Origin of the sequence: Ochrobactrum sp. Q0168, assembly GCF_016427605.1 — a bacterium.
Classification (GTDB): Bacteria; Pseudomonadota; Alphaproteobacteria; order Rhizobiales; family Rhizobiaceae; genus Brucella.
Map to the genome: position 1 here is coordinate 200,432 of NZ_JAELXQ010000002.1, position 20,073 is coordinate 220,504.

Genomic DNA, 20,073 nt, shown 5'->3' on the forward strand with positions numbered 1-20,073 from the left:
CCACGCTCTCCCCTCCAGGAAAGGGTAATGCCCGAAGCTCAGGCGACCTCGTGATTGGCCATCCGTTCCAGCGCGCGCACCAGACCGGAATGGTCGAGCCCGTCATCGCCATGCGCCGCGCAGGAATTGAACAGTTCTTGCGCCGTGGCCGTGTTGGGCAGCGAGACGCCGAGAGCCTTCGCGCCCTGCAGCGCCAGATTGAGGTCTTTCTGATGCAGGGCGATGCGGAAACCCGGATTGAAGGTGCGGTTGATCATGCGCTCGCCATGCACTTCGAGAATGCGCGACGAGGCAAAGCCGCCCATCAGCGCTTCGCGCACCCTGGCCGGATCGGCCCCCGCTTTTGAGGCGAAGACCAGCGCTTCGGCAACCGCTTCGATGTTGAGCGCCACGATGATCTGATTGGCGACCTTGGTGGTCTGGCCATCGCCGCAATCACCGACCAGCGTGATGTTCTTGCCCATCAGCTTGAGAAGCGGCAGCACCGCATCGAAGCTTGCCTGCGCACCCCCCGCCATGATCGAGAGGCTGGCATTCTTCGCGCCGACCTCGCCGCCGGAAACCGGTGCGTCGATATATTCCGCCCCCGTGGCGCGGATTTTTTTCGCAAATTCCTTGGTCTCGATGGGCGAAATCGAACTCATGTCGATCAGCGTCTTGCCCTTGCCCAGACCTTCCGCCGCGCCGTTTTCCCCGAAAAGGACTTCGGCCACCTGTGGCGTATCCGGCAGCATGAGGATGGTCGTCTCGCACTCCGTGGCCACCGCCTTGGGCGTATCGAGAACCGTCAACCCCGCATCCAGCAGCTCCTTGTGCGGCGGCTGGCTATGCTTCGAAGTGAAAAGCTGGTGGCCCGCATTCTGCAAATGCTGCGCCATCGGCTTGCCCATGATACCCAGTCCGATAAAGCCGATCTTGGCCATTTCGCTTACTCCCTATTTTATTAAGCGCTAAGACGCTCGGCTTCGAATTGTTTGAACCAGTCAAGACCTTCCTCGGTCGTTGTCTTCGGCTTGTATTCACAGCCGATCCAGCCCTTGTAGCCCGCTGCCTTCAGCGCTTCGAAGACGTTCGGATAATGGATCTCGCCGGTGCCGGGCTCGTTGCGCCCCGGATTGTCGGCAAGCTGCACATGCGCAATCAGCGGCTTGTAACGCTCATAGGTGGCGACGAGTTCGCCACGCGTGCGCTGCTGGTGATAAAGGTCATACTGGATGAACAGGTTGTTACTGCCCACCTCGTCGATGATCGAAACCGCCTGTTCCACCGTGTTCAGATAGAAGCCCGGAATATCGTAATGGTTGATCGGCTCGATCAGCAGGCGAATGCCGTGCTTTCCCAGTTCTTTCGCGGCCAAACGCAGATTGCTGACAAAGGTTGATCGCAGCGCATCCGGGTCGATGCCCTGCGGCGCGATCCCGGCAAGGCAGTTGACCTGCGAACAGTTGAGCGTGGTGGCGTAATCGATGGCATCGGCCACACCGCGGCGAAATTCGTCGACACGATCCGGTAGAATCGCGATGCCGCGCTCGCCGCCCGCCCAGTTTCCGGCAGGGAGATTATGCAGCACCTGCGCCAGATTGTGACGGGTAAGCGCTGCTTTCAGCTCATGCCGGTTGAACTCATAGGGGAACAGATATTCGACGCCTGTAAACCCCGCCTTGGCGGCCAGCGCGAAGCGATCCATGAACGGCGCTTCGGTGAAAAGCATGGTGAGATTGGCTGCAAATCTTGGCATGTTCAATTCCTCCAATTCTAATCCAGCAATGCCGCAATCGCAGTCGGCGCATCTTCGCCGCGCTCGGCCAGTTCCTCGAACTCGACCACCTGATCGATGTCGGCTCCCATGGAAATATTCGTGACGCGTTCCAGAATGAATTCCATCACGACCGGCACCTGATGTTCCTGCATCAACGCCTTGGCCTGCTCGAAACTTTCTGCAAACTGGTTGGGGCTGCGCACCCGGATCGCCTTGCAGCCGAGGCCTTCGGCGACCGCCACATGGTCGACGCCATAGCCCTTCTCCGCATCGCCCGACGCGTTGATGTTGTCGAAGGCAAGGCTGACTTCGAAATCCATATTGAAACCGCGCTGCGCCTGACGGATCAGCCCGAGATAGGAATTGTTCACGACCACATGGATGTAGGGCAATTTGTGCTGCGCGCCGACCGCCAGTTCCTCGATCATGAACTGGAAGTCATAGTCGCCCGACAGCGCCACGATGGGCCGGTCGGGATCGGCGGCGCGGACACCCAGAGCCGCAGGCAGGGTCCAGCCGAGCGGGCCAGCCTGTCCGCAATTGATCCAGTTGCGCGGGCGATAGACATGCAGAAACTGCGCGCCCGCAATCTGGCTGAGGCCGATGGTGGTCACATAGCAGGTGTCGCGACCGAAAGCCTTGTTCATCTCCTCGTAAACCCGCTGGGGTTTCAGCGGCGTCTGGTCGAAATGGGTCTTGCGCAGCATGGTGCGCTTGCGGCCCTCGCATTCCTTCGCCCAGCCGGACCAGTCGCGCAGCTTGCCCGCCGCCTTCCATTCGGTCGCGACGTCGAGCAACTGCTTCAGCGCCTTGCCCGCATCGGACACGATGCCGAAATCCGGCGCAAAGACGCGCCCGATCTGCGTCGGTTCGATATCGACATGGATGAAAGTCCGATCCTTGCGATAAGTATCGACATTGCCGGTATGCCGGTTGGCCCAGCGATTGCCGATGCCGATGACCGCGTCGGAAGCCAGCAGATTGGCATTGCCATAACGGTGCGAGGTCTGGAGGCCGCACATGCCTGCCATCAGACGGTGATCGTCGGGGATGGCGCCCCAGCCCATCAGGGTCGGGATGACCGGAATGCCGGTGATCTCGGCGAATTCGACCAGAAGATCCGACGCATCGGCATTGATGATGCCGCCGCCCGCGACAATCAGCGGACGTTCCGCCGCGTTGAGCATGGCAATCGCCTTTTCGGCCTGCGCCCGCGTGGCGGCTGGCTTATAGGCTTCCATCGGTTGATAGGTATCGATGTCGAACTCGATTTCGGCCATCTGCACATCGATCGGCAGATCAATCAGCACCGGGCCGGGCCGACCCGACTTCATGATATGAAACGCCTTCTGGAAGACAAATGGCACCAGCGCCGGTTCCATGACCGTGACCGCCCATTTGGTGACGGGCGCTGCGATCTTTGCGATATCGACTGCCTGGAAATCTTCCTTGTCGAGACGCGCACGCGGGGCCTGCCCAGTGACGCAGAGGATCGGAATGGAATCGGCAGAAGCCGAATAGAGGCCGGTGATCATATCCGTGCCCGCCGGGCCGGAGGTGCCGATGCACAGGCCGATATTGCCGTGCTTTGCCCGTGTATAGCCCTCGGCCATATGCGAAGCGCCCTCGACGTGACGCGCCAGGATATGGCAGATCGAGCCGTGCGCTTTCATCGCCGAATACAATGGATTGATAGCCGCGCCCGGCACGCCGAAAGCGCAATTAATCCCTTCCCTCTCCAGCACAAGCACGGCTGCATCGACTGCACGCATTCTGGCCATGGCCAATCCTCCTATGGAAACATTCTCCATTTACAAATCCTATTTTCAAAAAATGGAAATGCATACCATTATATGGAAATAAAGATTTTCAACGGAATGGAGATAATCGGCGGCCCTTTTCGTGATCGCGGCGATAGGCTAGTGAGTGATCACAGCAGAATCGGAGACGGATGATGGAACAGGCCAAAGCAAAGCGGGGCCGCAAGGCGGCGGATAATGCCACGCCCTCATCCGTGCAGGTTCTGGACCGCAGCCTGAAGCTTCTGGCGCTGATCGCCGATAATGACGGTTCGACCCTGACGGACCTTGCTGACGCGAGCGGCATGGCCCCTTCGACAGTGCACCGTCTGTTATCCTCGCTCGCCAATCACGGCATGGTTTCCCACGATGTGGAAAGTGGCGACTGGACCATCGGCGTCAAGGCTTTCGAGATCGGCAATGCGTTTCGCCGTTTCCGCAAGCTCGGCACGCTGGCGCGCCCCTATCTGAAACAGCTTATGGAAACGAGCGGCGAGACCGCGAATATCGGCGTCGAGGATGACGGCGACGTCGTGTTCATCTCGCAGATTGAAAGTCACGCGCCGATGCGCGCCTTCTTTCGTCCGGGGCGGCGTGGACCGATCCACGCATCGGGCATTGGCAAGGCCATTCTGTCAACGTGGTCGGATGGCGAAATTGCACGCGCGCTTTCGGGAAAGGCGCTGCAGCATTTCACCCAGCGCACGCTCGATGGCCTGCCTGCGCTTTTGAAAGACATTCAGGCGACACGCATGCGCGGCTGGTCCATCGATGACGAGGAACACACGCTCGGCATGTGCTGCATCGCCGCTCCGATTTTCAACGAATATGGCGAGGGCATTGCAGGCATTTCCGTTTCCGGCCCCGCCGTGCGCCTGCCCAAGAAAAAGCTTGAAGAGCTTGGGCCGCTCATCCGCGCGACCGCCGATCAGCTGACCCGCGCCATTGGTGGCAAGCGCCCGGAAGAGCTCTGAGTATGAGAATTCGCGGTTAAAGTATTAATGCCGCTCTTTTCCCTCATCCTGAGGAGCTTTCCTGAGCTTGTCGAAGGAAAGCGTCTCGAAGGGCTGAGGGAATACGAACCAGCGCCTGCCCTCGTCCTTCGATCCTTCGACAGGCTCAGAATGATGCTTCGCTTCGCTCCGCACCTCAGGATGAGGGGGAAGCGAAGTGACGGATTAGGCGAAAATCGTCAGGCCACAACTGCCCTCTAGAGTTCCGCCTTGAGCGGTTTACCGGCAATATAAGTTTCGACAATGGCGCGGTCGTCACCGACCGTTTGCAGCAGGAACAGCTCCTGTTCCAGCGTCGCGCCTGCCGCCATGCGCAGACGCATCGGCGACGTGGCGGCTGAATCCAGCACCACGATATCGGCTTCCGTGCCTTCGTCCAGCGTGCCGATCTTGTCTTCCATCGACAGCGCGCGGGCATTGCCAAGCGTCATCATATAGAAGGACTGGAACGGGTTCAGACGCTGTTCGCGCAACTGCAAAATCTTGTAGCCCTCGTCCATGGTGCGCAGCATGGAGAAGCTTGTGCCGCCGCCGACATCGGTCGCCACAGCCGTGCGCACGCCCGACGCCTTCAGGCGATCACGGTCGAACAGGCCGGAACCCAGAAACAGGTTCGAGGTCGGGCAGAACACGGCCACCGAGCCGGTTTCCGCCATCACGCCCACTTCGCGTTCTTCCAGATGGATGGAATGGCCAAGCAGCGTCTTGTTTCCCAAAAGCCCGTAATGCTCGTAAATACCGAGATAATCCGGCGCATCGGGATAGAGCGACTTGGTGAAGGCGATTTCGTCGTGGTTCTCCGACAGGTGCGTCTGGATGAAACATTCGGGATGTTCACGGGCCAGCGCCTGACTGGCTTCGAGCTGTTCCGGGGTCGAGGTAATGGCGAAGCGTGGCGTGATCACATAGTCGAGGCGGTCCTTGCCATGCCAGCGCGCGATCAGTTCCTTGCTGTCGTCGTAACCGGATTGCGCCGTGTCACACAAAGCGGGCGGCGCGTTGCGGTCCATCATCACCTTGCCGCCCAGCATGCGCATGTTGCGATGCTGCGATGCACGGAAATAGGCGTCGACGCTCTGCGGATGCACCGAGCAATAAGCGACAGCGGTGGTGGTGCCATGGCGGATCAGCTCGTCCAGAAAGCGCTCGGCGATGAATTCCGCGTGCTGCTCATCGGCAAATTTCTGTTCGGCCACGAATGTATAGGTGTTGAGCCATTCCAGAAGATTGGCGGCATAGGACGCGACCACCTGGGTCTGCGGATAATGGATATGCGTATCGATGAAGCCCGGCAGGATCAGATGCGGGCGATGATCGGCCAGTTTCACATCGCTGCCCGCTTCCGCGCTTAACTCGGCGTAATCGCCGAGGCGCGCAATGCGTCCGTCTTCGACCAAAATGGCGCCATCTTCGATATAGCGATAGGAAGCGCTATCATTGAGACTTTGCGGCTCATCGCGAAAGGTCAGCACGCGGCCACGGATGAGAAGTCTGGTCATTGTTACTTTGCTCCAGCAGTAGCGGATTCATACCAGGAGGCGAGAAGCTGGCGCTCCTGATCGGTCACTCCGGTCACATTGGCGGGCGGCATGGCATGGGAGCGACCGGCCTGCAAATAGATTTCGCGCGCATGGGCGGCGATTTCCCGATCCGTTTCAAGCGTCACGCCCTTTGGCGGCGTGATCATGCCTTCCCAGCCGGGCTGCGCCGCGTGACACATGGCGCAGCGTCCCAAAACGGTATCCCGCACTTTGCCAAAGTGCGGGTCCGAAATGAAGCTTTCCTGCAAGGCCGAAACCTTCTGTTCTTCCGGCTGACCGGTCAGAATCTTCGGGGCCGTGGAAAGCCACATGATGATGATGAACAGGATGACCGTCACCAGCCAGGTCCAGGTCGGCTTGCCTTTACGGGCATGCTGGGTGTTGAACCAATGGCGGATGGTCACGCCCATCAGGAACACCAGCGATGCGATGATCCAGTTATACTGCGTGCCGAAAGCCAGCGGATTGTGGTTCGACAGCATCAGGAACAGAACCGGCAGCGTCAGATAGTTGTTATGCGTCGAGCGCTGCTTGGCGATCTTGCCGTATTTCGGATCTGGCTTGCGCCCGGCGATGAGATCAGCCACCACGATTTTCTGGTTCGGGATGATGATCATGAACACGTTGGCCGACATGATCGTCGCCGTGAAAGCGCCCAGATGCAGGAAGGCTGCGCGGCTCGTGAACAGATGCGTATAGCCCCAGGCCACGAACACCAGCACGACATAGAGCATGACCATCAAAAGCGTATCGCTCTTGCCCAGCATCAGCTTGCAGATGGTGTTATAGGCGACCCAGCCGAAGGCCAGCGAGCCGATGGAAATGGCGATGGCGACCGGAACAGACACATCGAGCACATTCGGATCGATCAGGTAGAGATCGGCGCCCGTATAATAGACGATGCAGAGCAGTGTGAAGCCCGACAGCCAGGTGGCGTAGGATTCCCATTTGAACCAGGTGAGATGTTCCGGCATCTCGGCTGGCGCAACCAGATATTTCTGGATGTGATAAAAACCGCCGCCATGGACCTGCCATTCCTCGCCATGCGCGCCAACCGGCAAGCCGGGACGCTGGCGCAGACCGAGATCAAGCGCGATGAAATAGAAAGACGAGCCGATCCACGCAATCGCGGTAATGACATGCAGCCACCGCGCTGCGAAGCCCAGCCAGTCCCAGGCTACGGCAAAATCATACATCGGATGCTCCCATTGTTCGCGCGCTCATCATTCCCTCAATGTTCGTTATCGCATCGGGCTGCTGTTTTTTATAAGCATTCCCGAACGTAAAACCGGTTCCCACTTTAACTGGGAATGCTTTATATGTGCCAAAGCTTTGCGTCCGAGGAAACGGTACAACACGACCATCACTTTCAAAAAAAACTAGACAATCGTGGAGGGGACGCCATGAGGGTGACACATGTCTTATCTTGATAATCTGCGCGTTTTCGTGCGCGTTGTCGAATTGGGAAATCTTTCTGCCGCCGGGCGCGACCAGCGCGCCTCTCCGGCGGTTGCGAGCAATCGAATCAAGGAGTTGGAGAAGCATCTTGGCGTCCGGCTCTTCAACCGTACCACGCGCAAGCTGACCCCGACCGAGCATGGCCGCATATTCTATGACGGCGCGTTGAAAATCCTCGAAGCGGTCGATGAGGCGGAAGCAGCCGTGGCGGAACTTGCAAAAAATCCCAAGGGATCGATTCGCATCACCGCGCCTCTGGGGCTTGGCCGCAGGCTCATCGCATCGGGCATTCCGGAGTTTCACGACAAATATCCGGACATCGAAGTGCGCCTGCGACTGTCCGACCACGAGATCGACATTATGAGCGAAAGCGTGGATGTCGCCTTCAAACTGGGCGTTCTGGAAAACTCCAACCTGCGCATGCGCGGCATCCTGAATTGCGAGCGCGTGATCTGCGCTGCGCCGCAATATCTTGAAAAACATGGGATTCCGCAATCGCCGGACGAATTGCTTGGCGACACGCATGACTGTTTGCTGCTGCGTTTTCCGGGCTCGAAGGAATATTACTGGTCGCTGCAAACACCCGAAGGTCTTCGCAAATTCGAAGTCACCGGGCCCTACGATTCCGATGATGGCGACGTGTTGACGCAATGGGCGCTGGGCGGACGCGGCATCATCAACAAGCCGCTGTTCGAGGTGAAGGAATATCTCCGCGACGGGCGGCTGGTGCCGCTTCTCGAAAGCACCCCGCCTGCGCCAATCCAGCTCGCGGCGATCTATCCACACAAGCGTTTTCAGGACCCGAAGGTGCGTTTGATCATCGATTTCATGACGGAGCGCTGTCAGAGGCTGATACGGGAAGCGCTGGCTTAAACAGGCTGCGAGACCTTGCTTGTGGTCAAAACGGCGGTCAGAACTTCGGCCGCCGCAAGGGCTGCAATGACTTCGGGGCGTTTGTCCTTCACGACCGCACCGCCGACCGGGCAGATCAGATTTTCAAACAGCTCGTCGCTGCCGAACTCGCGTTTCAACCAATTTTTGAAAGTCGCCTTCTTGGTCTTCGAGCCGATCATGCCGACATAGGCCGCATCGCGGCGTTGCAGCGCCTCGGCTGCGATCAGAAAATCAAGCGCATGATCATGCGTCAGGATGATGAACGCACTGCCCGGCGGTGCGGAGCGCACCACCTGTTCCGGCATGGCCGCAAGGCAGGTTTCGACGCCGGGCGCGTCGACGGCCATCAATTCGTTTTCGCGCGTATCCACCAGCACCACGCGCACCGGCGTCAGCGAAAGCGCATAGGCCAGCGCATCGCCCACATGGCCTGCGCCGAAGACATAGACATGCGGGCGGGTGGCGATTTCCGCATCGACCTTGCCGATCAGCTCATCCGCAAGGCCGCGATTGACACGTTTGAAACTCAAGCCCACGCGCCCCCCGCAGCATTGGCCGATCTCTGGCCCCAAAGGCACGTCCATCGGGGAATCGCGACCGCCAGCAAGTATTTTCCGGGCATGGTCGATGGCCATATATTCGAGCTGGCCGCCACCGATGGTGCGGAAGATCATATCGCGGGCGACAAGCATCCAGGCCCCGGCATCGCGGGGCGCAGAGCCCTTCACATCCGCCACCTCCACCAGCACGCTGTCGGGGCGACGGTTCAGGAAAGCCCGGATATCGTCCCGCCTGCCCAGCGTGCCACCGCTCATGGTGCTACCCCTTTTGCGCGCGCAGCCGCTCGATCGCCATCAGCACACGTTCAGGCGTGGCTGGCGCATCAAGACGCGGGCTGATCTTGTGATCGGCAACGCTCGCCACCGCATCCGACAGTGCATAAAGCACCGACATGCCGTGCGGCAGCGGCGGCTCACCCACCGCCTTCGAGCGGTGGATGGTCGGCTCGTAAGCCTCCGACCAGTCGGTCAGCGCCACGTTGAAAATCTTGGGCCGGTCGGACGCCAGCGGGATCTTGTAGGTGGAGGGCGCATGGGTGCGAAGCCGCCCCTTGTCGTCCCAGACAAGCTCCTCGGTGGTGAGCCAGCCCATGCCCTGCACAAAGCCGCCTTCCACCTGCCCGATATCGATGACGCGGTTGAGCGACCGTCCGGTATCGTGGAGAATATCGGTTCGTTCCACCACATATTCGCCGGTCAGCGTATCGACCGAGACTTCCGAACAGGCCGCGCCATAGGCATAATAATAGAAGGCGTGGCCTTTGCCCTTGGCGCGATCCCAGTGGATTTTCGGCGTCTTGTAATGTCCGGCGGCGGAAAGCTGCACGCGGCCGATATAGGCCTGTTTCACCAGCTCGTTGAAGCTGATTTCCTGATTGCCGACGCGAATGCGGTTGGGCAGGAAGACCACCTGATCTTCCGGCACCCGATATTGCTCGGCGGCAAAACGGATCAGCCGCTTCTTGATCTGGCGGGCGGCATCCTGCGCCGCCATGCCGTTGAGATCAGCGCCCGACGAAGCCGCCGTCGGCGCGGTGTTCGGCACCTTGGCGGTGGTGGTGGCGGTGATTTTCACCCGGTCGATGTCGATCTGGAATTCTTCCGCCACGACCTGCGCCACTTTCATATGGAGCCCCTGCCCCATTTCGGTGCCGCCATGGTTCATATGCACCGAGCCGTCATTATAAACATGCACCAGCGCGCCGGCCTGATTGGACTCCGTCTTGGTGAAGGAAATGCCGAATTTCACCGGCGTCAGCGCCATGCCGCGCTTCACAGTGCGGCTTTTGGCGTTGAACGCGCGGATTGCCTCACGGCGCGCCGCGTAATCGGCGCTTTCTTCCAGTTCCGCGACAATGCGCTGGATGATGCAGTCTTCGACCTTCTGGTGATAGGGCGTGACGTTACGCGTTGCGCCCTCGGTCCCCATCGCGTCGTAGAAATTGAGCTTGCGAATATCGAGCGGGTCTTTACCCACCGCAAAGGCTACTTCCTCGATGACGCGTTCGGCACCGACCATGCCCTGCGGGCCGCCAAAGCCGCGAAACGCCGTGTTGGAGACGGTGTTGGTATAAAGCGGCGCGGATTGCGCATGCACTGCCGGGAAGAAATAGGCATTGTCGCAATGGAACAACGCACGATCGCCGACCGGCCCCGACAGGTCAGCGGAAAAACCGGCATTGAGCGCAAACATATAGTCGACGCCCAGAATATTGCCCTCGTCGTCGAAGCCGACCTCGTAATCGATCATGAAGTCATGACGCTTGCCGGTGGCCGTCATGTCCTCGTCGCGGTCGAGGCGGATTTTCACCGCGCGCTTGTGCTTCTTGGCGGCAATGGCGGCAATGGCAGCCCATTGATTGGCCTGCGTTTCCTTGCCGCCGAAACCGCCGCCCATGCGGCGCACCTCAACCGTGACCGCATGGCTTGGCACGCCCAGCGCATGGGCGACCAGATGCTGCGTTTCACTCGGCCCCTGCGTGGAGCAATAGATGGTGACGTCTTCATCCTCGCCGGGAACAGCCAGCGAAGCTTGGCCCTCAAGATAGAAATGGTCCTGACCGCCAACCATCATGCGGCCCTTCACCTTGCGCGGCGCATCGTCGATGGCCTTGCGGGCGTCGCCGCGATTGAGCGTCAGCGGCGTGAAGACCAGACGGTCTTTCGCACCATCAAGACCTGCAATGGAAAACAGGCCCGGCATTTCTTCATATTCGACTTTGGCCAGACGCGCAGCGCGCCGCGCCTCATCGCGGGTGCGGGCAATGACGGCAAAGATCGGCTGTCCGTGGAACTGTACCCTATCCGCCGCGAAGATCGGATCGTCATGCATGCCGGATGGCGAGACATCGTTTTCGCCGGGAATGTCCTTATAGGTCAGAACATCGACCACGCCGGGCGCGGCACGCACGGCGGCAAGATCGACAGACTTGATATTGGCATGGGCGACCGTCGAAAGCCCGACACCGACATGCAGCGTGCCTTCGGGTTCGGGAATATCGTCAATATAGACCGCCTCGCCCGTCACATGCTTATGCGCGGAATCATGCTTCTGGTCGGTGGCGACACCACCCTTGATGACGGCTGCTTTGAGCGTGCTTGCAGGATGTTTGTTCATGCCTGCCTCCTTCAGACCGCTTCGATATGCTGGGCGCGCAAAGGTTCGGTTTGCCCTTGCGTTTCTGCATAGAAACGGCGCAACAGATTCTTCGAAACCAGCATACGATAATCCGCCGTGGCGCGCATATCGCTCAATGGCTGGTAATCCTGCTCATAAAAGCGGATTGCGGCCTCCACCGTTTCCTCGGTCCATGGCTGGTCGAGAAGTGCGGCCTCAACTGCAAAGGCGCGTTTTGGTGTCGCCGCCATGCCGCCATAGGCGATGCGGATCGAAGCCACCTTGCCTGCCGCGTCGAGCACCATGTGGAATGCGCCAAGCGCTGCGGTGATATCTTCCTCGAACCGCTTGGAGACCTTGTAGATCGCAAAGTGATTGCCTGCCGCCGGGACCGGGACCGGCACATGCACCGCCTCGACGAATTCGCCCGGCTGACGGTCCTGCTTGCCATAGGCGATGAAGAAATCTTCCAGCGGAATGGTGCGGCGGCTATCGCCCTTGCGCAGCGTCAGACGCGCATTGAGCGCGATCAGCGGCGGCGGCGTGTCGCCAATCGGCGAACCATTGGCGATATTGCCGCCGATGGTGCCCATATTGCGCACCTGTTCGCCGCCGATACGGTTGATGAGGGCGCCGAGCTGCGGAATGCGCTTTGCGAGGAAGGAGAAGGCTTCCGTATAGGTCACGCCCGCGCCAATGGTGACGACATTATTGTCCTCGGAGATCATCCGCAATTCGGTGAGATGGCCAATAAAGACGACCGGCGAAATATCGCGCATCATCTTTGTGACCCAGAGGCCCACATCGGTGGAACCGGCCACCACGGTCGCCTTCGGCTCATCGGCCAGCAGTGCAGCAAAATCATCGAGATCGGCAGGCACGACCAGACGGTCCTTGCCCTCGCCCACTTCGACCCGCGAACCGTCACGCATGGACTTCAGCTGATCCAGCACATGGGCGCGTTCCGCCGCCAGCGGGTCTTCCGTCGTATTGCCGTAATCGGAAATGGCGCGGGCCGCGCGTATGATCGCCTCGTAACCCGTGCAGCGGCAGAGATTGCCTTGCAGCGCCTTTTCAATGGCGGGGTCGGCGGGCTTCGGGTTGCGCATCCATAGCCCGTAAAGCGACATGACAAAGCCCGGCGTGCAGAAGCCGCATTGCGAGCCGTGAAAATCGATCATCGCCTTTTGCACCGGATGCAGGCCGCCATCGGCCCCGCGCAGATGCTCGACCGTTACAACGTGGCAACCATCCAGCGAACCGACGAAGCGAATGCAGGCATTGACGCTTTCATACACCAGTTCGCTGCCCACGATCTTGCCGACCAGCACCGTGCAGGCGCCGCAATCGCCTTCGGCGCAGCCTTCCTTGGTGCCGCGCAGCTTGCAGGAAAGGCGCAGATAATCGAGCAGCGTTTCCGTTGGCGAAACCCGGTCGAGTTCAACCTGCTCGCCATTGAGAAGAAAGCGTATCCTGTTTCTCACAGACTGAACCATCCTGCTCAGCTCCCGCGATAGGTCGAATAGGAAAAAGGCGAAACCAGAAGCGGCACATGATAATGCGCCTTTTCATCGGAAACGCCAAAGCGCAACGGCACAATGTCAAGGAACAGCACGCCGTCGTCGTCCTTGCCGAAATATTCGCCGACATGAAACAGAAGTTCATAGGAACCGCGTTGCAGGTCGCCATGGGCAAGCAGCGGCTCACCACAGCGCCCGTCCTGATTGGTGCGGATTTCCTTGATGCTCAGCGCCGTGTGATTCTCGATCCGGCGCAGTTCGATACGCAATCCCGCAGCAGGCTTGCCGCTCACCGTATCAAGCACATGGGTCGTCAGCCGACCTGTCCTGCCCTCTTCGCCGTGATGTCCCTGACCCATTTGCACTCCTGACCGCTTGCGTGATTCTCCGGCTCTTGAAAGCCGAACCGCCGCAAGTCGTTGATTTCATTCGGCTTTCCAGTGCTTTTCTTTGCAATAAAAGCACATTTTTATGGCAGACCGGCGGCATTCCCGCTTTTGTTCCCATCGTGAAGTATTCCGCCTTACGCGGCATTAAGAAAGAGCTTTCTCATTGGATGTCTTTCAAAATTTTGAAGGGGAATTCGGTGCGCAAATCTTTATTATCATGGACCAAATAACAGAACCCAAAGGGATGTTTGGAAGGGGATGTCTGGCATGAGTTACCCACGCAATCTGATCGGCTATGGCCGGAACACGCCTGATCCGCGCTGGCCCGGCGGGGCCAATATAGCCGTCCAATTCGTGGTCAATTATGAAGAGGGTGCGGAAAACTGCATTCTCGACGGCGATGCATCGTCGGAATGCCTGTTGTCGGAAATCGTCGGCGCACAGGCCTGGAACGGCCAGCGCAACCTGAACATGGAATCCATCTACGAATATGGCGCGCGTTCCGGCTTCTGGCGTCTGTGGCGCGCCTTTACGCGGCGCAACATGCCCGTCACCGTCTATGGCGTGACGCTCGCCATGGCGCGCAATCCCGAAGCCGTCGCGGCCATGAAGGAAGCCGATTGGGAAATCGCCAGCCACGGCCTGCGCTGGTGGGAATATAAGGACATACCGGAAGAAGTGGAGCGCGAGCATATCCGCGAAGCCGTGCGCCTGCATACCGAAGTAACCGGCTCGCGCCCGCTTGGCATTTATCAGGGCAAGCCGTCCGACAACACGCTGAAACTGGTGATGGAAGAAGGCGGCTTTGTCTATTCCGCCGATTCCTATGCCGACGAGCTGCCCTATTGGGTCAAAGGCCCGAAAGGGCCGCATCTGATCGTGCCCTATACGCTCGACGCCAACGATATGCGTTTTGCAACGCCACAGGGCTTCAATTCCGGCGACCAGTTCTACACCTATCTGAAAGACGCCTTCGACGTGCTTTACCGCGAAGGCGCGGAAGGTGCACCCAAGATGCTGTCCATCGGCCTGCATTGCCGTCTGGTCGGGCGTCCGGGGCGCATGGCGGCGCTGGAACGGTTCCTCGATTATGTGCAGAGCCATGACAAGGTCTGGGTGGCCAAGCGCATCGACATTGCCAATCACTGGCACGAACACCACAAGCCGAAAGTCGCCGATGTGGTGCCATCCAAGGCCAGCAAGGCCGATTTCGTCGCTCGCTATGGCAGCATCTTCGAACATTCGCCGTGGATCGCCGAGCGCGCCTATGATGCAGGCTTTGGCGAGGCAGAGGACACGGCCTCCGGTCTCGCCAGCGCGATGACGAAAATCTTCCGCGCTGCCTCGCCCGAAGAACGGCTTGGCGTTTTGAACGCCCACCCGGATCTCGCCGGCAAGCTCGCGCAGGCCAAGCGCCTGACCGCCGAATCCACCGCCGAACAGGCGGGCGCCGGTCTGGACGCGCTGACCGACAAGGAAAAGCAGACATTCACCGAACTGAACGATGCCTATACGCAGAAATTCGGCTTTCCCTTCATCATTGCCGTGAAGGGGCGCAACAAACAGGAAATCCTCGACACGTTCCAGCGCCGCGTCGCCAATGACCGCGACACCGAATTCGCCACCGCTTGCGCGCAAGTCGAGCGCATCGCCCTTCTTCGGCTGAAAGATATTCTGCCAGAAACGCTTTACTGATCAGGAACAGACAATGACCCGCACCTATTTCGCACCGACAGGCGGATTGCCGCCGCAGACGCAGCTTCTGACCGACCGCGCCATGTTCACGGAAGCCTATGCCGTCATTCCCAAAGGCACGTTCAGCGATATTGTGACGAGCTTCCTGCCTTTCTGGGAAAAGACGCGTCTGTGGGTGATCGCGCGTCCGATGTCGGGTTTTGCCGAGACCTTCTCGCAATATATCATGGAAGTGCAGCCGGGCGGCGGCAGCGACCGCGCCGAGCTTGACGACACGGCGCAAGGCGTTCTGTTCGTGGTCGAAGGCGAAGTCACGGTCACCGTCGCGGGAAAGTCGCACACGCTAACCGAAGGCGGCTACGCCTATCTGCCGCCGAAAAGCGGCTGGAGCCTGCGCAACACCGCCAGCAAGACCGCGCGTTTCCACTGGGTCCGCAAGGCCTATGACTATGTGGACGGGCTCGATGTGCCGGAGCCGCTTTTCCTCAATGAAAATGACATCGCCCCCTCGCCCATGCCGGACACCAATGGCGTTTGGACAACGACGCGCTTTGTCGATCCGAACGATCTGCGCCACGACATGCATGTCACCATCGTCACCCTTGAGCCGGGCGGCGTGATCCCCTTTGCCGAAACCCATGTCATGGAGCATGGCCTCTATGTGCTGGAAGGCAAGGCGGTCTACCGGCTCAATCAGGACTGGGTGGAAGTGGAAGCGGGTGACTTCATGTGGCTGCGCGCCTTCTGCCCGCAGGCCTGCTATGCGGGCGGTCCGGGCAAGTTCCGCTATCTGCTTTACAAGGACGTGAACCGCCATATGAAACTGTCGCGATAGACTGCATTCCACAGGGTATCCGGCGAAGACACGCCGGATACCTGCTGATCACAACCGCCAACCCGCAATTTTCAAGCAAACGTTGCAGTGAAAACTATATTAGACTTCGATAACCTGTTACGAATATTCGCAGAAACAAGATAATTTGACGGGAATGTAGTTGAATGCACAGCTGATTTGTGCTCAATAAAATTTCAAAGCCCTCCCTTTTCGGGTAACGGGCTTCAAAAGATTGTTTTTTAGAGAGAAATATATTTATGAAAAACCATCGCGCGCTCGGCCTTGCTTGCACGCTGGCAGCACTTGTCGCAACCCCTGCTTTTGCAGCCCCCCTTCCGGGCGGCGCAAGCACCTTGCAGGAAACCTATCAGGACTGGACCGTCTCCTGCCAGACCGTAAAAGACGCCAGCGTCTGCGCGATCCGTCAGGAGCAGAACAGCTCCCAGACCGGCCAACGCGTTCTGACCGCCGAGCTGCGCAATGTCGCGGGGGGCAAGGTTGAGGGTGTTATCCTGATGCCGTTCGGCCTCGATCTGGCCAAGGGCGCGACCATCAAGGTCGACGAAACGGCTGGTCCCAACCTGGCATTTTCCACGTGCCTTCCGCAGGGTTGCCTTGCACCGATCAGCTTCGACGCAAAGCAGGTCGCAGCCATCAAGGCGGGCGCCAATATCAACGTGACCGCAACGGCTTTGAGCCCAAGCCAGCCAGTTGCCTTCAAGATTTCCCTGAAGGGCTTCGGTAGCGCGCTCGATCGTATTATTGCCCTGACGAAGTAATCGCAGAAGCTAGAGCGCGTTTCGATCTGATTAAATCAGATCGGCGCTCTAGCCAGTTATTTTCCCGCATTATCCTACGCAAAACCGCTTCGCACTTTTGCTGGAAATGCTCTGAATAGCGGATACGGTATGATATCCGCAGCATGCAACTATGCCGTACGGCCTCCGGGCCGTGCGGCATTTTTGTTCTCGATTATCACGCAAGCGTTCTGGAAATATGGGCCAAATGCCTGCGCCAGCGCAAAGTCATCATCACGGCAACGATGCCGAGTCCGGCAGCAAGGCCGAGCCAGATGCCCTGACCGCCCATGCCAACCTTGAAGGCGAGCAGCGCGCCGAGCGGCAGGCCCACGCCCCAATAGCCAAGCAGCGCCAGAAACATCGGAACACGCGTGTCGCGCATGCCGCGCAACATGCCCGCAGCGACCGCTTGCGCGCCATCGACCGTCTGGAACAGCGCGGCCAGCGCAAGGAAGCTGACAGCCAGTTCCATGACGGGCAGATTTTCCGGATCGTGCAGATCCAGAAACACGCCGATGAACAGGCGCGGGATCAGGATCATCAGAAGGCCCATGATCATCATGAAGCCGACGCCCAGCGCATAGGCGCTCCAGCCCGCATAGGCGACAGCCTTGGGATTGCCCGCGCCATAGGCGCGCCCGACGCGCACGGTCGCCACCTGCCCGAAGCCGAGCGGCACCATGAAGCTCAGCGATGCGATCTGGATCGCCACCGCATGCGCCGCCATGGCGGTCGGGCTGATCCGGCCCATCATGACGACCGCCGCATAGAAGATCGAGGTTTCGAACACGAAGGTCAGCGCCATCGGAAAACCGATGCGCCATAGTTCGCGCAGGCGCGGCCAGTCGGGACGCCAGAAGCGACCAAAGAGGTGATAGCGGCGGAAACGGCGATGACGCAGCGCAATCGCCGCCATGCCAAGAAACATCATCAGGCTGGACAGCGTCGTCGCAATACCGGCGCCATGCAGTTCCATGCGCGGAAAACCGAAATGTCCGAAGATCAGCGTCCATCCGGCAAGCGCGTTGAAGCCGATTGCAGCGCCTGCAATCAGCAGCGTCCACATCGGCTTTTCCATCGCCGCGAAGAACGAGCGCAGCACGATATAGAACAGATAGGGCAACAGAGCCCATTGCAGCGTGTGCATGAAATCGGTTGAGCGCGCAGCGATATCCGGCTGCTGGCCGAGGAACAGGAATATTTCCTCGCAATGCCAGAGCACGACCCAGATCGGGATCGAGATGATGATCGCCGTCCAGAAACCCTGACGGACCGTGCGGCGCACATCGCGCACCGAATGGCGGTTCCGGCCAAGCGCGATGGCGATCATCGGCATGACCGCCGAAACCAGCCCCATCGAGAAGATGACCAGCGTGTGATAAAAGCTCGTAGCGAGCAGCGCCGAGGCAAGCGTATCCTTGCCCAGACGACCGATGAAGATCACGTCGGTTGCCGTCAATGCGGCCTGCGAAACATTGGTCAGGATCAGCGGCCAGCCGAGTTTCAGCGCCGCCGAAAGTTCTTTGCTCCAACGCTGCGCGCTGTTCTGGTGAGGCTCATGAAAGCCCACATTGGTTGTACTGCTCACATTCCACTCCCCTGAATCACCCGGGGAGCCGTCACTCCGCCGGATGATTCAGAACCTGAAAACCACGCGCCGAGACATCAAAGACTCAGAGACCAGGTCAATCTGAGGAGAATGGCGTCGCGATACGATCATCGACCGTCCCATGCCGGCTAAGAGCAACCTTGCCATCGAACAAAGGTGCCCCAGCTTTTCGGGTTGCTCAATTTCAACGGGGAACGTTTTGCATGTTCCTGAAATTGATCCGGAGCCAAGCGGGCTGCGCATCGATATGCACAATTTAGCAGCACATGGATATCAGACTTGCTTAAAAGAGCAACACATCTTGGGAAGTAAATTCTATCTTCCTGCAGTGCCTTGAAACCAGTTTTCACAACTGTGGCGAAAGAGCCATTCTCCGTCCGATAATTGATTGACCCGGCGGTACGCCCGGCTACAAATATACTTGTTGTATTTTGCGAGGTTCCGATGCGCAGCACCAAGGCCATCCATATCGTCGGCTGTCATGCGGAGGGCGAAGTCGGCGATGTCATCGTCGGCGGTGTCGCGCCGCCGCCGGGTGAAACGGTGTGGGAACAGTCGCGCTTCATTGCCAGCGATGAGACCCTGCGCAATTTCGTGCTGAACGAGCCGCGCGGCGGGGTGTTCCGTCATGTCAATCTGCTGGTGCCGCCAAAAGACCCGCGTGCGCAAATGGGCTTCATCATCATGGAGCCTGCCGATACGCCGCCCATGTCCGGCTCGAATTCGATCTGCGTTTCAACCGTACTGCTCGACAGCGGCATCATCCCGATGCAGGAGCCGGTGACGCGCATGGTGCTGGAAGCGCCGGGCGGCCTCATCGAAGTGGAAGCAGAATGCCGCAACGGCAAGGCCGAGCGTGTCAGCGTGCGCAACGTGCCGTCTTTCGCCGACCGGCTGGATGCGGCGCTTGAAGTCGAAGGTCTTGGCACCGTCACCGTCGATACAGCCTATGGCGGCGACAGCTTTGTCATTATCGATGCGGCGCAGATCGGCATGAAGATTGAGCCGGGTCAGGCGCGGGAACTGGCCGAGATCGGTGTGAGGATCACCAAGGCCGCTAATGAGCAGCTTGGTTTTCGTCACCCGGAAAAGGACTGGAACCATATTTCGTTTTGCCAGATCACCGAGCCGGTTACACGCGAAGGCGATGTGCTGACCGGTGTGAACACGGTGGCGATCCGCCCGGCCAAGCTCGACCGTTCGCCCACGGGCACCGGCTGTTCGGCCCGCATGGCCGTGCTGCACGCCAAGGGTCAGATGAAAGTGGGCGAGCGCTTCATCGGCAAATCGGTGCTGGGCACCGAGTTTCACTGCCGGCTGGACAGGCTGACCGAGCTTGGCGGCAAGCCCGCCATCAGCCCGATCATTTCCGGTCGCGGATGGGTAACGGGGACTTCGCAGCTTATGCTTGATCCGAGTGATCCGTTTCCAGGCGGGTATCGGTTGTCCGACACCTGGCCCCGGGTCGAATAACCCGATTCGTTCGAATCGAGCGGTACTTGTTTACTGGTTTAACGCCGAGCCCCACAATTCCAGCATGGCAATACGTGGAAAGGACTAGACAGCCCTGCGGCCTGCCCGCCA

Annotated in this window: 16 protein-coding genes; 6 read left to right on the forward strand and 10 right to left on the reverse strand. The window is 59.2% G+C overall.

Annotation, left to right across the window (positions count from 1 at the left end):
- Positions 1–38 precede the first annotated feature (38 nt).
- From glxR to gcl, 3 genes are read right to left on the reverse strand one after another with little or no spacing between them, the layout of a single operon-like run.
- The gene (gene glxR / locus JAU75_RS05315; RefSeq protein ID WP_199055251.1) at positions 39–923 is read right to left on the reverse strand and encodes a 2-hydroxy-3-oxopropionate reductase; all 885 of its coding nucleotides are present in this window, start codon (positions 921–923) and stop codon (positions 39–41) included.
- Between the two features lie 20 nt (positions 924–943).
- The gene (gene hyi, locus JAU75_RS05320) at positions 944–1,738 is read right to left on the reverse strand and encodes a hydroxypyruvate isomerase (RefSeq protein ID WP_199055255.1); all 795 of its coding nucleotides are present in this window, start codon (positions 1,736–1,738) and stop codon (positions 944–946) included.
- Positions 1,739–1,755: 17 nt separating this feature from the next.
- Entirely contained in the window at positions 1,756–3,540 is a 1,785-nt protein-coding gene (gcl, locus tag JAU75_RS05325) for a glyoxylate carboligase (RefSeq protein ID WP_199055257.1), read from the reverse strand.
- A gap of 173 nt (positions 3,541–3,713) precedes the next feature.
- On the opposite strand from gcl, the gene JAU75_RS05330 reads away from it, so the two are divergent.
- Entirely contained in the window at positions 3,714–4,532 is an 819-nt protein-coding gene (locus JAU75_RS05330; RefSeq protein WP_199055259.1) for an IclR family transcriptional regulator, read from the forward strand.
- Positions 4,533–4,768: 236 nt separating this feature from the next.
- Here JAU75_RS05330 and guaD read toward each other — a convergent pair whose 3' ends face one another.
- Both guaD and JAU75_RS05340 read right to left on the reverse strand, forming a co-directional pair.
- Positions 4,769–6,070, reverse strand: coding sequence for a guanine deaminase (guaD, locus tag JAU75_RS05335; protein WP_199055261.1), 1,302 nt, complete (start codon positions 6,068–6,070; stop codon positions 4,769–4,771).
- Positions 6,071–6,072: 2 nt separating this feature from the next.
- Positions 6,073–7,308, reverse strand: a complete 1,236-nt coding sequence (locus JAU75_RS05340) for a urate hydroxylase PuuD (RefSeq protein ID WP_199055263.1) — start codon at positions 7,306–7,308, stop codon at positions 6,073–6,075.
- 220 nt (positions 7,309–7,528) lie between these two features.
- Between JAU75_RS05340 and JAU75_RS05345 the strand changes: the two genes are divergently transcribed.
- On the forward strand, positions 7,529–8,443 hold the full coding sequence (locus JAU75_RS05345; protein ID WP_199055265.1) for a LysR family transcriptional regulator: 915 nt from the start codon (positions 7,529–7,531) through the stop codon (positions 8,441–8,443).
- Here JAU75_RS05345 and xdhC read toward each other — a convergent pair.
- Genes xdhC through uraH form a run of 4 tightly spaced genes read right to left on the reverse strand, consistent with a single transcriptional unit; the run spans position 8,440 to position 13,520 of the window.
- Positions 8,440–9,279 (reverse strand): xanthine dehydrogenase accessory protein XdhC, encoded by an 840-nt coding sequence (gene xdhC / locus JAU75_RS05350; RefSeq protein WP_199055266.1) that lies wholly within the window; start codon positions 9,277–9,279, stop codon positions 8,440–8,442. The genes JAU75_RS05345 and xdhC overlap by 4 nt on opposite strands.
- A 4-nt stretch (positions 9,280–9,283) precedes the next feature.
- A complete protein-coding gene (xdhB, locus tag JAU75_RS05355; protein WP_199055267.1) occupies positions 9,284–11,641 on the reverse strand; it encodes a xanthine dehydrogenase molybdopterin binding subunit in 2,358 nt (785 codons plus the stop codon).
- Positions 11,642–11,652: 11 nt separating this feature from the next.
- Positions 11,653–13,137, reverse strand: coding sequence for a xanthine dehydrogenase small subunit (gene xdhA, locus JAU75_RS05360; RefSeq protein WP_199055268.1), 1,485 nt, complete (start codon positions 13,135–13,137; stop codon positions 11,653–11,655).
- Between the two features lie 5 nt (positions 13,138–13,142).
- A complete protein-coding gene (gene uraH / locus JAU75_RS05365) occupies positions 13,143–13,520 on the reverse strand; it encodes a hydroxyisourate hydrolase (RefSeq protein WP_199055273.1) in 378 nt (125 codons plus the stop codon).
- Between the two features lie 297 nt (positions 13,521–13,817).
- Between uraH and puuE the strand changes: the two genes are divergently transcribed.
- From puuE to JAU75_RS05380, 3 genes are all read left to right on the forward strand, one after another.
- A complete protein-coding gene (gene puuE / locus JAU75_RS05370) occupies positions 13,818–15,245 on the forward strand; it encodes an allantoinase PuuE (RefSeq protein ID WP_199055281.1) in 1,428 nt (475 codons plus the stop codon).
- A gap of 13 nt (positions 15,246–15,258) precedes the next feature.
- Positions 15,259–16,080: a bifunctional allantoicase/(S)-ureidoglycine aminohydrolase gene (locus JAU75_RS05375; protein WP_199055282.1), complete on the forward strand. Its 822-nt coding sequence runs from the start codon at positions 15,259–15,261 to the stop codon at positions 16,078–16,080.
- Positions 16,081–16,337: 257 nt separating this feature from the next.
- Complete coding sequence (locus JAU75_RS05380; RefSeq protein WP_199055283.1) at positions 16,338–16,859, forward strand: invasion associated locus B family protein; 522 nt, start codon at positions 16,338–16,340, stop codon at positions 16,857–16,859.
- A 196-nt stretch (positions 16,860–17,055) separates the two neighbouring features.
- Here JAU75_RS05380 and JAU75_RS05385 read toward each other — a convergent pair whose 3' ends face one another.
- Positions 17,056–18,468: an MATE family efflux transporter gene (locus JAU75_RS05385; protein ID WP_199055284.1), complete on the reverse strand. Its 1,413-nt coding sequence runs from the start codon at positions 18,466–18,468 to the stop codon at positions 17,056–17,058.
- A 465-nt stretch (positions 18,469–18,933) separates the two neighbouring features.
- On the opposite strand from JAU75_RS05385, the gene JAU75_RS05390 reads away from it, so the two are divergent.
- Positions 18,934–19,962, forward strand: coding sequence for a 4-hydroxyproline epimerase (locus JAU75_RS05390; protein ID WP_199055290.1), 1,029 nt, complete (start codon positions 18,934–18,936; stop codon positions 19,960–19,962).
- Positions 19,963–20,073 lie beyond the last annotated feature (111 nt).

What these genes read in the sequence shown, in the direction of transcription:
- JAU75_RS05340 (WP_199055263.1), bottom strand. Translation starts at nt 7,308, where the DNA reads ATGTATGATTTTGCCGTAGCCTGGGACTGGCTGGGCTTCGCAGCGCGG.
- uraH (WP_199055273.1), bottom strand. Translation starts at nt 13,520, where the DNA reads ATGGGTCAGGGACATCACGGCGAAGAGGGCAGGACAGGTCGGCTGACG.
- JAU75_RS05380 (WP_199055283.1), top strand. Translation starts at nt 16,338, where the DNA reads ATGAAAAACCATCGCGCGCTCGGCCTTGCTTGCACGCTGGCAGCACTT.
- guaD (WP_199055261.1), bottom strand. Translation starts at nt 6,070, where the DNA reads ATGACCAGACTTCTCATCCGTGGCCGCGTGCTGACCTTTCGCGATGAG.
- gcl (WP_199055257.1), bottom strand. Translation starts at nt 3,540, where the DNA reads ATGGCCAGAATGCGTGCAGTCGATGCAGCCGTGCTTGTGCTGGAGAGG.
- JAU75_RS05330 (WP_199055259.1), top strand. Translation starts at nt 3,714, where the DNA reads ATGGAACAGGCCAAAGCAAAGCGGGGCCGCAAGGCGGCGGATAATGCC.
- puuE (WP_199055281.1), top strand. Translation starts at nt 13,818, where the DNA reads ATGAGTTACCCACGCAATCTGATCGGCTATGGCCGGAACACGCCTGAT.
- xdhB (WP_199055267.1), bottom strand. Translation starts at nt 11,641, where the DNA reads ATGAACAAACATCCTGCAAGCACGCTCAAAGCAGCCGTCATCAAGGGT.
- JAU75_RS05375 (WP_199055282.1), top strand. Translation starts at nt 15,259, where the DNA reads ATGACCCGCACCTATTTCGCACCGACAGGCGGATTGCCGCCGCAGACG.
- hyi (WP_199055255.1), bottom strand. Translation starts at nt 1,738, where the DNA reads ATGCCAAGATTTGCAGCCAATCTCACCATGCTTTTCACCGAAGCGCCG.
- xdhC (WP_199055266.1), bottom strand. Translation starts at nt 9,279, where the DNA reads ATGAGCGGTGGCACGCTGGGCAGGCGGGACGATATCCGGGCTTTCCTG.
- JAU75_RS05345 (WP_199055265.1), top strand. Translation starts at nt 7,529, where the DNA reads ATGTCTTATCTTGATAATCTGCGCGTTTTCGTGCGCGTTGTCGAATTG.
- glxR (WP_199055251.1), bottom strand. Translation starts at nt 923, where the DNA reads ATGGCCAAGATCGGCTTTATCGGACTGGGTATCATGGGCAAGCCGATG.
- xdhA (WP_199055268.1), bottom strand. Translation starts at nt 13,137, where the DNA reads ATGGTTCAGTCTGTGAGAAACAGGATACGCTTTCTTCTCAATGGCGAG.
- JAU75_RS05390 (WP_199055290.1), top strand. Translation starts at nt 18,934, where the DNA reads ATGCGCAGCACCAAGGCCATCCATATCGTCGGCTGTCATGCGGAGGGC.